Raw genomic sequence first — 12,915 nt, 5'->3', positions numbered from 1 at the left:
CGGGCACGGGGGAGGGGGCGCCTCGGCGCCTCGCCCGGTCGATGCGAAGGTGCGGCGCGATGAGAATCCTCTTCCTCAGCCGCCGCTATTTCCCGGCGATATCGGGCATGAGCGTCTACGCGCAGAACCTGCTGCGCGAGCTGGTCGGCGCCGGCCACGACGTCACGATGATCTCGCAGTACCGGGGCGACGCCTTCGGCACCCGGGTCTACGGGGGCGGGCCGCCCCCGCCGGTGCCGGGCGTTCGGGTGATCGGCCTGGAGCAGCTCGGCGAGCAGGCGTCGGGCGACTTCGAGCGCGACATCGCCGCGATGGTGGACGCGATCTGCCGCGAGCACGCCCGACAACCCTTCGACATCCTGCACGCGCAATACGGTTACCCGACCGGCTGGGCGGTGCTGCTCGCCGCGCGCGAACTCGGCGTGCCGAGCGTCGTCTCGATCCAGGGCGGCGACGGCCACTGGGTCGGCTCCTGCTGCGAGACCCACCGGGTCGCCATGTGCGAGGTGCTGGCCCACGCCAACGCGCTGCTGATCGGCGGCGCCTCCTTCGTGGACGAGGTCTGCGAGCGGCTCGGGTCGGACCCCGCCCGCTTCACCATCGTGCCCGGCGCGGTCGACACCGACCGGTTCGCGCAGGGCACGCCCGACGGGCTGCCCGCGCCCCATCCGGGCCCGGTGCGGCTGTTCTACCACGGCCGGGTCGACCGCCGGAAAGGCGTGCTCGACTTCATCGAGGCCCTGGCGATCCTGCGCGCGCAGGGCACGCCGTTCGCCGCCACCATCTCGGGGATCGGGCCCGACGTGGACCCGGCCAAGGCGCTCGCCGCCGAGCGCGCCTTCTCGGAGCGGGAGATCGCCTTCACGGGCTACGCCGAGTACGCCACCGTGCCCGACCTCTACCGCCGCGCCGACGTGTTCGTCTCGCCGACCTACGCGGAGGGCTTCTCCAACACGATCCTGGAGGCGCTCGCGGCCGGGCTCGCCACCGTCTCGTGCCACGCGGTCGGCGTCTCGGACTGCCTGCGCGACGGGGAGAACGGGCTGCTGGTGAACCCGGGCGACGTCCCGGCGCTGGCCGCCGCGCTCACCCGGGTCATCGCGGACGCGGATCTGCGCCGCCGCATCGCGACGGCCGGCTTGGAGGAGTGCCGCCGCGTCTACTCGTGGCACGCGGTCGGGCGGCAGATCATGGACGTCTACGCCCGCGTGCGCGGCGAGCGGCCGGCCACCGGCTTCTCGCCGGATCTGCCCCACGATCCGACGTGTCGCTTCCGCGCCGAGCCGCACTTGCTCTGAGCGCGCGGGTTGGAACCCATCGAGACCGTCGCACCCCGGACCATGCCCACCGCGCTCGCCCTCTCCCCCCATCTCGACGACGCGGCCTTCTCGTGCGGCGGCCTCCTGGCAAGCCTCGCGCAAGCTGGCTGGCGCGTGGTGATGGCGACCCTGTTCACCGGCAGCGTCGCCGAGCCGAGGGGCTTCGCGCTCGCCTGCCAGCTCGACAAGGGTCTGGGACCGGAGGTCGACTACATGGCCCTGCGCCGGGACGAGGATGTCCGGGCTGCCGCGGCGCTCGGCATCGCGCCGCCCGTCCACCTGCCGTTCCGGGAGGCGCCGCACCGGGGCTACGGCTCGGCGCCGGAGCTCTTCGCCGACACGCGCGCCGACGACGGCGTCGCGGCCGAGCTGGCACCGGCCATTGCGGGGCTGATCGCCGCGGGGAGTCCCGATCTCCTCCTGGCTCCGCAGGCGATCGGCGGGCACGTCGATCACGTCCAGACCGTGCGGGCGCTGCGCAGCCTCGCGCCGGCGCAGCCGATCCTGTGGTGGCGCGACTTTCCCTATACGGTGCGGGAGGCCGCCCCGAAGGCGCCCCTCGCCGACCTGTTCGCCGACCTCGCCGAGCCGGCGATGCGCCTCGCCCCGGAGGCCCAGGCCCGGAAGCGCGCCGCCTGCGCGGCCTATGCCAGCCAGATCGGCTTCCAGTTCGGCGGCGTGGCCGGCCTCGACGCGCGCCTCGCCCGGGAGGAGGGCACCGAGCGCTTCCGCCGCTCAGGCCGCCTCGGCCTCACGATCCCCGGCCTCGATGCCGGCTGAGCCGCGGGCGCCGAAGGCGCTGGCCGATCCGGAAGCCCTCGCGGCCCGCCGCGCCCTGATCGACAGCCCCCACATCGCACCGATCCGGGCGCTGGCGGCGCGCGTCGCGGCCGAGCGCGGCGCCCCGGTCCCGGCGCCCGACCCCCTGGACGGCGGCGTCGGCGCGCGGATGCTCCTCCTCCTCGAGACCCCCGGCCCGGCGGTCCTGCGCACCGGCTTCGTCACCCGCGACAGCGCGAACGGCACGGCCGCGAACCTGTTCCGCTTCCTCGCCGAGGCCGGGCTCAGCCGGGCCGACACGCTGATCTGGAACGCGGTCCCCTGGCTCATCCACGCCGAGGGCGCCCGCAACCGGGCGCCCCGCCGGGCGGAGGTGGCGGCGGCCGCGCCCTATCTGGCCCCGCTCCTCGACCTGCTGCCGCGCCTCGCCGTGGCGGTGCTGGCCGGCCGCTTCGCCGGCGAGGCCGCGCCCGCCCTCGCGGCGCTCCGCCCCGACCTTCCGGTGATCCGGGTGCCGCACCCGAGCCCGACCTATGTCTGCACCGCGCCGGAGGTGCCGGAGCGGATCCGGCGCGGCCTCGCGGAAGCGGCCGCGATCCTCGATCGGACCTCCGGCTGAGGATAGATCGCCCGTCACGGGCCTGCCTTCCCTGGCCTTGCGCCCCGGTTCGGCCTACATGCGGGGCAACGGGCCGCGGTCCGGGAGATTCCGGCACGGGCTGACGGCCTTCGGGCCGGGCCGCGCAGCCGGAAGGGCGGACGCCGATCGGCATGAATTTTCAGGGACAGCACCGGAGCCCGGCCGAGCCGGTCGAGCCGGTCCAGCACGATGCCGAGGCGGGCTCGAAGCGGAAGAGCCGGCGCAGCCGCTATGCCTGGATCGGCACGGCGGCCAGCATCGTGCTGTTCGCCGTCTCCCTCGGCGTCCTGTGGAAGCTCGTGCAGAGCGTCAGCTGGGCGGAGGTGCGCAGCGCCATCGCGGCGGCGACCGCCGAGCAGCTCGGGCTCGCCTTCCTGTTCGTCGGCATCAGCTACCTGTTCCTGACCGGCTACGACGCGCTGGCCCTGCGCCAGCTCAAGATCAAGGTGCCGTACCGGATCACCGCGCTCGCCTCCTTCACGAGCTACGCGGTGAGTTTCACTCTCGGCTTCCCGCTGCTCACCGCCGGGACGATCCGCTACTGGATCTACGCCCGGCAGGGGCTCTCGACGGCCAAGATCGCCGCGCTCACCGTCATCGCCGGCTTCACCTTCTGGCTCGGCATGGGCGTGGTGCTGGGCCTGAGCCTGATCATCGAGGCCGGCCAGCTCGCCGGCCTCGCCTTCACGTCGATCCGGATCAACCAGGGCGTCGGCCTCGCGGCGCTCGCTCTGGTGCTCGGCTACCTCGCCTGGGTCTCGGCCAAGAAGCGCAGCATCACCGTCAAGCAGTGGCGCCTGGAGCTGCCGGGCGCCTCGGTCTCCATCGGCCAGATGATCGTCGGGATCGGCGACGTCTGCGCGGCGGCGGCGGTGCTCTACGTCCTGCTGCCGCAGGAGACGACGCTCGGCTTCACCACCTTCCTGGCGATCTACGTGCTCGCCGCCATGCTGGGGATCGCGTCGAATGCGCCGGGCGGGATCGGGGTGTTCGAGGCGACGATCCTGCTCGCCCTGTCGAGCCTGCCGCGCAACGAGGTGCTGACCTCGCTGCTGCTGTTCCGGGGCTGCTACTACGTCGTGCCGTTCGTGACCGCCCTGGCGATGCTCGGGCTGTACGAGATCGTCAAGCGCGCGGGCGGCGCCCGCGATCCCGGGCCTCCGGAGGGCACGGCCGGCCCGTCCGGCCGGGCGTGGCACGACGAGTCCGAGCCCCGCTGAGCGGCCGGCCGCGCCCGCCATGTCCGGCCGCCTGCGCAGCTCCCCCGCCTGGACCGGCGCCGCGATCGCCGCGGGCCTGCTCGGGCTCGCCACCGCGCTGACCGGGCGGCTCGATCTCCCGCTGATCCTGATCGGCCTCGCGGCGGTCTGCCTGGGCGGCTGGCTCGGCGGGCGCGGCCGCGAGGCGCCCGCGCCGCGCCCGGCCACCACCACGCCGCGCCACGCCGTCGCCGAGGCGCTACTCGCCCACGTGCCGGACCCGGTCATCCTGGTCGACCGGCGCACCCTGGTGCTGGAGGCCAATCCCGCCGCCCGGGCGCTCCTGCCGGCCCTCCACCAGGCCCGGCCGCTGTCCTTCGCGCTCCGCGACCCGGAGGTCCTCGACGGCATCGAGGCGGTGCTGAGTTCGGGCCTCCCGCGCCGCGTCGCGCTGTCGACCCGGGTGCCGCTGGAGCGGACCTTCGATGTCCAGATCGGCGCCCTGCCGATGCCCGACGGGTCCGGCGTCAGCGCGCTGCTGTTCCTGCGCGACCTCACCGCGGCCCGGCGCCTGGAGGCGATGCGGGTCGACTTCGTCGCCAACGCCAGCCACGAGCTGCGCACGCCGCTCGCCACCCTGATCGGCTTCATCGAGACCCTGCAGGGGCCGGCCCGCGACGACGCGCAGGCCCGGGAGCGCTTCCTGGAGATCATGCGCGTCCAGGCCCTGCGGATGACGCGGCTGATCGACGACCTGCTGTCGCTGTCGCGGATCGAGCTGCGCGAGCACGTCGCCCCCACCGCGGTGGTCGATCTCGGGGCGCTCGCCCGCCAGATGGTCGACGCCCAGGGCCCGCCCGCCGAGGCGCGGGGCGCCACGATCCGGCTGGAGGAGGGTGCGGGCCCCTACGCGGTCCCCGGCGACGCCGACGAGCTGGCGCGGGTGATCGAGAACCTGATCGAGAACGCCGTGAAGTACGGCGGCGGCCGGATCAGCGTCGGGCTCGCCCGCGAGGACGACCCGCGCCTCGGGCGCCGCGTCGTCCTGTCGGTGGCCGATGACGGGCCGGGCATCCCGCCCGAGCACATCCCGCGGCTGACGGAGCGCTTCTACCGGGTCGACGTCGCCTCGAGTCGCGCCCGCGGCGGCACCGGGCTGGGGCTCGCCATCGTCAAGCACAGCCTCAATCGCCACCGCGGCCGCCTCGCCATCGAGAGCGCGGCCGGCGAGGGGACGACCGTGCGGGTCAGCCTGCCCGAGTACGGCGCCGCGCCGCCTCGGTTCGCGGCCGATCAGGCCGGCCCGGTATAGGGGCCGATCCCGAGCCCGGCCTCGACGCGCCCGACCCAGGCGCGGATCGCCGGGTAGTCCGTGAGGTCGAAGCCCCCCTCGTGGGCCATGCGCGTGTAGGCGACGAGCGCCACGTCGGCGAGGGTCAGGGTCTCGCCCGCCATGAAGGCCGAGCGCCCGAGCGTGTCCTCCATCAGCCGCAGGGCGTCGGCGCCGCGCTCGGCGAGCTTCGGGTCGAGATCCTCGGGCGCCCGCTTGAGGTAGTGGAACTGGTAGCGGCGGACCGCGATGTAGGGCTCGTGGCTGTACTGCTCCCAGAACATCCACTGCAGCATGCGGGCGCGGGGCAGGGGCTCCGCGGGGACCAGCGCGGAGCCTTCCGCGAGGTAGACGATGATCGCGTTCGATTCCGACAGCACGGTGCCGTCGGGCAGGACGACGATCGGCACGCGGCCGGCGGGGTTCAGGGCGAGGAACTCGGGCCGGCGCGTCCCGCCGCCCGGGACGTCGACGTCGCGCCAGACCGCCGGGATGCCGAGATGCGCCGCGACCCACTTGACCTTGAGGCAGTTGCCGGAACCCGGGTCACCGTAGATCGTCAGCGGCTCGCTCATCTGTGTTCCCGTCGCTCCGGTGGGCGGCGACCTTGGCCGGGCGGGCGCGATTCGACAACGGCCGCGGCCCGCATCGACCGGCCGGATCCGGAGCGTCGCCCGCGAACCCTTGACCTTCCCATCATGGGAAGCTCCATCTGACCGGGCATGGATGCTTCCAACCGGACAACCGCCATGTCGAGATCCATCGCCCTGACCCTCCCCGTCGCGGGCATGTCCTGCGCCTCCTGCGTCGGCCGCGTCGAGCGCGCCCTCGCGGCGCTGCCCGGCGCCCGGGACGTGGCGGTGAACCTCGCCACCCACCGCGCCAGCCTCGTCCTCGACGGGGCGACGAGCCCGGGCGACGTCGCGACGGCGCTCGCGGATGCCGGCTACCCCGTCCCAGAGACGCAGAGCCTGCTGGCCGTGGACGAGATGTCCTGCGCGAGCTGCGTCGGCCGCGTCGAGCGGGCGCTGGCCGCCGTGCCGGGGGTGACCGGCGCCAGCGTCAACCTCGCCGCCGGCCGGGCCGCGATCCGCCATTCCGAGGGGGTGGTGCCGATGGACGCGCTGGTGGCGGCCGTGGAGGCGGCCGGCTACGAGGCCCGGCCGGTCGAGGCCGGCCACCCGGTCGACCCCTCCGCCCGTCAGGCCGAGGAGGGGCGCGCCCTGCGGCGCGACCTGATCGTCGCCTCCCTGCTGTCGGTTCCCGTCGTGGTCCTCGACATGGGCGGCCACCTCCTGCCCGCGCTGCACGGCGGCCCCGTGACGGCCCTGGTCCAGGCCGCGCTGGCCACCCTGGTCCTCGCCGGCCCGGGGCGGCGCTTCTTCCTGCGCGGCGTCCCGGGCCTGCTGCGCGGCCATCCCGACATGAACGCCCTGGTCGCCCTCGGGGCCGGCGCCGCCTACCTGTACTCCCTGGTCTCGACCCTGGCTCCGCACCTCCTGCCGGCGGGGGCGGCGCACCTCTATTTCGAGGCGAGCGTCCTGATCGTCACGCTGATCCTGCTCGGCCGGACGCTGGAGGCCCGCGCCAAGGGGCGCACCGGCCAGGCGATCGCGCGGCTGATGGACCTGACGCCGAAGACCGCCCAGGTCGTCCGCGACGGCGCGGAGACCGAGGTTCCCCTCGACGCCCTGCGCCTCGGCGACGTCGTCCGGGTGCGTCCGGGCGAGCGGGTGGCGGCGGACGGCGCCGTGGTCTCCGGCACCAGCCACGTCGACGAGAGCATGGTGACGGGCGAGCCGGCGCCGGTGCGCAAGGGCCCGGGCGATTCCGTAATCGGCGGGACGCTCAACGGCCGCGGCAGCCTCGACCTGCGGGTCGAGGCCGTGGGCGGCGCCACCGTGGTGGCGCAGATCGCCGCCATGGTGGAGCGCGCCCAGGGCGGCAAGCTGCCGATCCAGGCGCTGGTCGACCGCGTCACCGGGCGGTTCGTCCCGGCGGTGATCGGCATCGCCGCGGTGACCTTCCTGGCCTGGCTGGCGCTGGCGCCGGCCCCGGCGCTGGGTCCGGCCCTGGTCAACGCCGTCGCGGTGCTGATCATTGCCTGCCCCTGCGCCATGGGGCTGGCGACGCCGACCGCCATCATGGTCGGCACCGGGCGCGCGGCGGCGCGCGGCGTGCTGTTCCGCGACGGCGCGGCGCTGCAGGGCCTGCGCGACGTGCGGGTCGTGGCCCTCGACAAGACCGGCACCCTGACCGAGGGCCGCCCCCGGCTCACCGAGATCGTCCCGGCCGCGGGCGTCGCGGAGGACGCGGTGCTGGCCCTCGCCGCCGCGCTGGAGACCCGCTCCGAGCATCCGCTGGCCGGCGCCGTCGTGGCGGCGGCCCGCGAGCGCGGCCTCGACCTGCCGGAACCGGGCAGCTTCGAGGCGGTGGCTGGCTTCGGGATCTCTGGACGGGTCGCGGGCCGGGCCGTGGCCCTCGGCGCGCCGCGCTACCTGGAGCGTCTCGGCGTCGCCCTCGACCCGGATCTCGCTGCCCGGGCCGAGGCGCTGGCGGGCGCGGGGCGCAGCCCGATCCACCTCGTCCTCGACGGGCGCCACGCCGCGATCCTGGCAGTGGCCGATCCCGTGAAAGCCGGCGCCCGCGCGGCGGTCGCGGCCCTGAAGGCGCGCGGCCTCGCGGTGGCGATGGTCACGGGCGACGATCCCGTCACCGCCGCCGGCGTGGCGCGGAGCCTCGGCATCGACGCCGTGGCCGCCGGGGTGCTGCCCGGCGGGAAGGTCGAGGCGGTCCAGCGGTTCCGGGCGGAACACGGGCCGGTGGCCTTCGTGGGCGACGGCATCAACGACGCGCCGGCGCTGGCCGAGGCCGATGTCGGACTGGCGATCGGCACCGGCACCGACATCGCCGTCGAGAGCGCCGACGTAGTGCTGATGTCGGGCGATCTGGAGGCCCTGGTCGAGGCCCTGGCGCTGTCGCGGGCGGTGATGGCCAATATCCGCCAGAACCTGTTCTGGGCCTTCGCCTACAACGCCGCGCTGATCCCGGTGGCGGCCGGCGTGCTGGTGCCGTTCGGCGGCCCGGCCCTGTCGCCGATCCTGGCCGCGGGCGCCATGGCCTTCTCGAGCGTGTTCGTCCTGGGCAACGCTCTGCGGCTGCGCCGGGCCGGCGGGCGTCCCGCGGCGGCCGAGGGGCCGGCGCTGGCCGCGAGGCCGGCATGAGCGCGGCGACCCTCACGATCGGCGAGGCGGCGCGCCGGACCGGCGTCTCGGCCAAGATGATCCGCTGGTACGAGGCGACCGGCCTGCTGCCGCCGGCCGCCCGGTCCGAATCCGGCTATCGCCACTACGGCGAGGCGGACCTGCACACGCTGCGCTTCATCCGCCGCGCCCGCGACCTCGGCTTCAGCGTGGACGCGATCGCGGATCTCCTGGCGCTCTGGCGCGACCGCGCCCGGCCGAGCGCCGGGGTGAAGGCGATCGCGCAGGAGCAGATCGCCGATCTGCGCCGCCGCATCGCCGAGATGGAGGGCATGGCCCGGACGCTGGAGCACTTGGCGGAGGCCTGCTGCGGCGACGCGCGGCCGGACTGCCCGATCCTGGACGACCTCGCCGCGGGCGACCATACACCCGCGCCGCGGCGGCGCGGGCGCGGGATCACGGGGCGTGGGGCGGCGTGAGCGGAGCGCCGCGGATACCGAGCTTGGCCGTTGACGGCGGCTCTGGCCCCGGCTTTGCTGGTCCGGCCCACCCGCAAAGACCACGAGAGCCCCGCCCCGATGCCCGTCCTCGAACGGATCCGCGCCTTCGCCGACACGATGACGGCGTGGCGGCACGACTTGCACGCCCATCCCGAGCTGCTCTACGACGTCGACCGCACCGCCGGCTTCGTCGCCGAGACGCTGCGGTCCTTCGGCTGTGACGAGGTCGTCACCGGCATCGGCCGCACCGGGGTGGTGGGCGTCATCCGCGGCCGGGGACGCAGCTCCAACCGCGCCATCGGCCTGCGCGCCGACATGGACGCCCTGCCGATCCAGGAGGTGCGCGACCTGCCCTACCGCTCCACCGTGCCGGGCAAGATGCACGCCTGCGGCCACGACGGTCACACGACCATGCTCCTCGGCGCCGCCAAGTACCTCGCCGAGACCCGGGATTTCGACGGGGCGGCCGTGCTGATCTTCCAGCCCGCCGAGGAGGGTGGCGGCGGCGGCGAGGCGATGGTCGACGACGGAATGATGGAGCGGTTCGGGGTCGAGTCGGTCTACGGGATGCACAACATCCCCGGCATGGCGGTCGGCACCTTCGCGATCCGGCCGGGGCCGATCATGGCCTCGACCGATCGCTTCACGATCACGATCGAGGGACGGGGCGGCCATGCGGCCCTGCCGCAGAACGCCGTCGACAGCGTGCTCGTGTCGAGCCACGTGATCATCGCCCTGCAGAGCATCGTGTCGCGCAACCTCGACCCGGTGCAGTCGGCCGTGGTCTCGGTCTGCGCGCTGGAGGCCGGCGAGGCCTTCAATGTCCTGCCGCAGACCGTCACCATGCGCGGCACCATGCGCACGCTGTCCCAGGCCGTGCGCGGCGAGATCAAGGCGCGGATCGAGACCCTGGTGGCCGAGATCGCCGGCGGCTTCGGCGCGCGGGGCGGGGTCGCGTACGGGGCGAGCTACCCGGTGACCGAGAACCATCTCGCCGAGACCGATTTCATGGCCGGCGTCGCCGAGGCGCTGGTGGGTGAGGAGAACGTCGACCGGACGGTGGCGCCGATGATGACCGCCGAGGACTTCTCCTACATGCTCGCCCGCCGTCCCGGCGCCTACATGTTCATCGGCAACGGCGACAGCGCCTCGCTCCACCACCCGCACTACGATTTCAACGACGCGGCCGCGCCGTACGGGGCGTCCCTGTGGGCGCGCCTGATCGAGACCGGGCTGCCGCGCAGCGCCTGAGCGCGCCCCCAGCCGCACCGTCATCGCGCGCGCAGCGAAGTGACCCAGGGCTGCGCGACATCTGTCAGCGGGGCGCCGACTGGATCGCTTCGCCGCGCTCGCGACGACGGGAGGCGATCAGCCGCCGTAGCGGGCCTTGAGCAGCGCGTAGGTCAGCCGCGCCGTCTGGACCTCGCCGCCCTCCGGCCGGCCGGGCTTGGCGGAGGGGTTCCAGCCGTAGAGGTCGAAATGGCCGTGCGCCTTCGTGTTGGGCGCGAAGCGCCGCAGGAACAGGGCCGCGGTGATCGCCCCCGCGAACGGCCCGCCCGACACGTTGTTGAGGTCGGCCACCTTGGAATCGAGCAGGCTCGCGTAGGGCGCGTGCAGCGGCATGCGCCAGACCGGGTCGATCGCCGCCCGGCCGGCCCGCGCCACTGCCTCGGCCAGCGCGTCGTCCTCCGTGAAGAAGGCCGGCAGGTCCGGCCCGAGGGCCACCCGGGCCGCGCCGGTCAGGGTCGAGAAGTCGAGGATCAGGTCGGGGGAGTCCGCGTCCGCGAGGGCGAGCGCGTCGGCGAGGATCAGCCGGCCCTCCGCGTCGGTGTTGCCGATCTCGACGCTGAGCCCGGCCCGGCTCGGCAGCACGTCGCCGGGGCGGAAGGCGTTGCCCGCGACCGCGTTCTCCACCGCGGGGATCAGCAGGCGCAGGCGCAGGTTCAGGCCCGCGCCCATGACCATGTCGGCGGCGGCCAGCGCCGCGGCGGCGCCGCCCATGTCCTTCTTCATCAGCAGCATCGCGGCCGACGGCTTCAGGTCGAGGCCGCCGGTGTCGAAGGCGACGCCCTTGCCGACCAGGGTCACGCGCGGCGCGTCCGCCGGCCCCCAGGTCAGGTCGATCAGCCGCGGGGCCCGGGGCGACGCGGCGCCGACCGCGTGGATCAGCGGGTACCCCTCGGCGAGGGCCCCGCCTTCCGTGACGGCGACGGAGGCGCCGTGGCGCTCGGCCACCGCCCGGGCGGCCGCCTCGATCTCGGCGGGTCCGAGATCGTTGGCCGGCGTGTTGACGAGATCCCGGCCCAGCGCCACCGCGGCGGCGATCCGCTCCACCTCGGCCGCGTCGATGCCGGCGGGCGCCGCGAGCCGGGCCTTCGTGCCGCCGCCGGACCGGTAGCGGCCGAAGCGGTAGCTCCCCATCAGCCAGGCGAGGGCGGCCTCGGCCGGCTCGGGAGCGTTGTCCAGGCGGAAGGTCCCCTCCGGCAGCAGCCCCGGCAGCTTGCCGGCGAGGAGCCTGTCGTAAACCGCGGCCTCCGGATCGCCGAGGCCGAACAGGACCCGCGCGAGGCCGCCGTCCGGGCCGGGCAGGAGCGCGAGGCTGCCCGCCTTCGGCTTGAAGCCGATGGCCCTGGCGAAGCTCCGCTGGGCGGGCTCCAGGCCGGACTCGACCGCCGCCCAGCCCCCGGTGGTGACCAGCGTCACCGGTACGGCCTGGGTGTCGCCGGGCAGGAGCCCGCGGGTCGTCGCCGGAATCTCGGCCTGGGTCATGTGCCTCTCGCGTGCCGCCCGGACCGGCGGCTTAACCGGTGATTAGGGTTAACGCTCTATCACCGGCCGGCCGGGAGCGTGAAGCGCGTGCCATCGCGTCCGGTCCCGATGCCGGCGGAGCGCACCATGATGACGGCCCTGTTCCGGGTCACCCGATCCCAGGCACGCCCCGGACGCCGCGCCGCCCTCGCGGCCGCCGTCGTCGCGCTGGGCCTGGCCGGCTGCAACACCCGCTCGCCCGAGACGACCGGGTCGATCGGCCCCCTCGGCGGGCCGTCCGCGGCCGCCGCGGCGCCCTCGCGGCAGGACATCGACCGGCTGGCCGAGCGCTACAACGCCGACCCCGCCGACGGGCGCACGGCGATGGCCTACGCCCGCGCCCTGCGGGCCACCGACCAGATCGGCCAGGCCTCGGCGGTGCTGCAGCAGGCCGCCCTGCGCAACCCGCGCGACCAGGCCCTGCTCGGTGCCTACGGAAAATCGCTGGTCGAGGCGGGCCGCTTCCGCGAGGCGATCGACGTGCTCTCCAACGCGCACACGCCCGCCAATCCCGACTGGCGCATCCTGTCGGCGCAGGGCTCGGCCTCCGCCCAGCTCGGCGAGCAGGCCCGCGCCCAGGGCTTCTACGAGGCCGCCCTCAAGATCCGCCCGAACGAGCCCTCGCTCCTGTCCAATCTCGGCCTGTCCTACGCGCTGTCGCGCAACCTCGATCAGGCCGAGCAGACCCTGCGCCTCGCCGCCGATCAGCCCGGCGCCGACGCGCGGGTGCGCGCCAACCTCGCCATGGTGCTCGGCCTCAAGGGCCGCTTCGCCGATGCCGAGGCCGTCCTGCGCCGCGACATGAGCGCCGAGGAGGCGGCCACGAACGTCGCGTCCCTGCGCAGGCTCGCGGCCCAGCCGAATCGGTCGAAGGCCCTGTCCGTCGCGGGCGTGCCCGGGCAAGGGTAGGGCGCCCGCGCCACGCGACACCCGCCATTCTGCGGGCTCGCGGACGTACGCAGCAGCACCGGCAACACCCGTGCGGCTCTCCGCTCCCGCTCGTGAGAGGGGGCCTGTCGCGCTCGGCCGCCACCGTCGATGCCCGCTGGAGATGCGCGAGTCGCCCAGGCCTCCGCGGCGCGCGCCCAGTCGCCGCCACGGTCCCCGACAGGAAAACGCACCTGTCATGACGACCC

11 protein-coding genes are annotated in these 12,915 nt (G+C 74.9%); 9 read left to right on the top strand and 2 right to left on the bottom strand.

Features of this window, described 5'->3' with window-relative positions; all coding sequences use genetic code 11:
* Positions 1–59: 59 nt before the first annotated feature.
* From BLW78_RS11190 to BLW78_RS11170, 5 genes are all read left to right on the top strand, one after another.
* Positions 60–1,298 carry a glycosyltransferase family 4 protein gene (locus tag BLW78_RS11190; protein ID WP_091679479.1) on the top strand — a complete coding sequence of 413 codons (1,239 nt, stop codon included), beginning with the start codon at positions 60–62 and terminating at the stop codon, positions 1,296–1,298.
* Between the two features lie 42 nt (positions 1,299–1,340).
* Positions 1,341–2,099: a PIG-L deacetylase family protein gene (locus BLW78_RS11185; RefSeq protein ID WP_091679778.1), complete on the top strand. Its 759-nt coding sequence runs from the start codon at positions 1,341–1,343 to the stop codon at positions 2,097–2,099.
* Positions 2,089–2,718, top strand: coding sequence for a uracil-DNA glycosylase (locus BLW78_RS11180; protein WP_020092581.1), 630 nt, complete (start codon positions 2,089–2,091; stop codon positions 2,716–2,718). The genes BLW78_RS11185 and BLW78_RS11180 overlap by 11 nt, the downstream gene beginning before the upstream one ends.
* A gap of 152 nt (positions 2,719–2,870) precedes the next feature.
* The gene (locus tag BLW78_RS11175) at positions 2,871–3,959 is read left to right on the top strand and encodes a lysylphosphatidylglycerol synthase domain-containing protein (RefSeq protein WP_020092580.1); all 1,089 of its coding nucleotides are present in this window, start codon (positions 2,871–2,873) and stop codon (positions 3,957–3,959) included.
* 19 nt (positions 3,960–3,978) lie between these two features.
* Positions 3,979–5,250, top strand: a complete 1,272-nt coding sequence (locus tag BLW78_RS11170) for an ATP-binding protein (protein WP_170855141.1) — start codon at positions 3,979–3,981, stop codon at positions 5,248–5,250.
* Here BLW78_RS11170 and BLW78_RS11165 read toward each other — a convergent pair.
* The gene (locus BLW78_RS11165; protein ID WP_091679476.1) at positions 5,232–5,843 is read right to left on the bottom strand and encodes a glutathione S-transferase family protein; all 612 of its coding nucleotides are present in this window, start codon (positions 5,841–5,843) and stop codon (positions 5,232–5,234) included. The genes BLW78_RS11170 and BLW78_RS11165 overlap by 19 nt on opposite strands.
* 174 nt (positions 5,844–6,017) lie before the next feature.
* Between BLW78_RS11165 and BLW78_RS11160 the strand changes: the two genes are divergently transcribed.
* From BLW78_RS11160 to BLW78_RS11150, 3 genes are all read left to right on the top strand, one after another.
* On the top strand, positions 6,018–8,492 hold the full coding sequence (locus BLW78_RS11160) for a heavy metal translocating P-type ATPase (protein WP_091679473.1): 2,475 nt from the start codon (positions 6,018–6,020) through the stop codon (positions 8,490–8,492).
* Positions 8,489–8,950: a Cu(I)-responsive transcriptional regulator gene (gene cueR / locus BLW78_RS11155; RefSeq protein WP_091679471.1), complete on the top strand. Its 462-nt coding sequence runs from the start codon at positions 8,489–8,491 to the stop codon at positions 8,948–8,950. Before BLW78_RS11160 ends, cueR begins: the two co-directional genes overlap by 4 nt.
* 99 nt (positions 8,951–9,049) lie before the next feature.
* Positions 9,050–10,222 (top strand): M20 aminoacylase family protein, encoded by a 1,173-nt coding sequence (locus BLW78_RS11150; RefSeq protein WP_091679468.1) that lies wholly within the window; start codon positions 9,050–9,052, stop codon positions 10,220–10,222.
* A 117-nt stretch (positions 10,223–10,339) separates the two neighbouring features.
* On the opposite strand, the gene BLW78_RS11145 is transcribed toward BLW78_RS11150, so the two are convergent.
* On the bottom strand, positions 10,340–11,740 hold the full coding sequence (locus BLW78_RS11145; protein WP_091679466.1) for a leucyl aminopeptidase family protein: 1,401 nt from the start codon (positions 11,738–11,740) through the stop codon (positions 10,340–10,342).
* A gap of 126 nt (positions 11,741–11,866) precedes the next feature.
* On the opposite strand from BLW78_RS11145, the gene BLW78_RS11140 reads away from it, so the two are divergent.
* Complete coding sequence (locus tag BLW78_RS11140) at positions 11,867–12,688, top strand: tetratricopeptide repeat protein (protein ID WP_091679773.1); 822 nt, start codon at positions 11,867–11,869, stop codon at positions 12,686–12,688.
* The last annotated feature ends 227 nt before the right edge of the window (positions 12,689–12,915 follow it).

It is taken from the genome of Methylobacterium sp. 275MFSha3.1 (assembly GCF_900108435.1).
GTDB lineage: Bacteria > Pseudomonadota > Alphaproteobacteria > Rhizobiales > Beijerinckiaceae > Methylobacterium.
The sequence above is the reverse complement of the archived record's forward strand: the minus strand, read 5'-3'. Positions and strand labels throughout refer to the sequence as shown.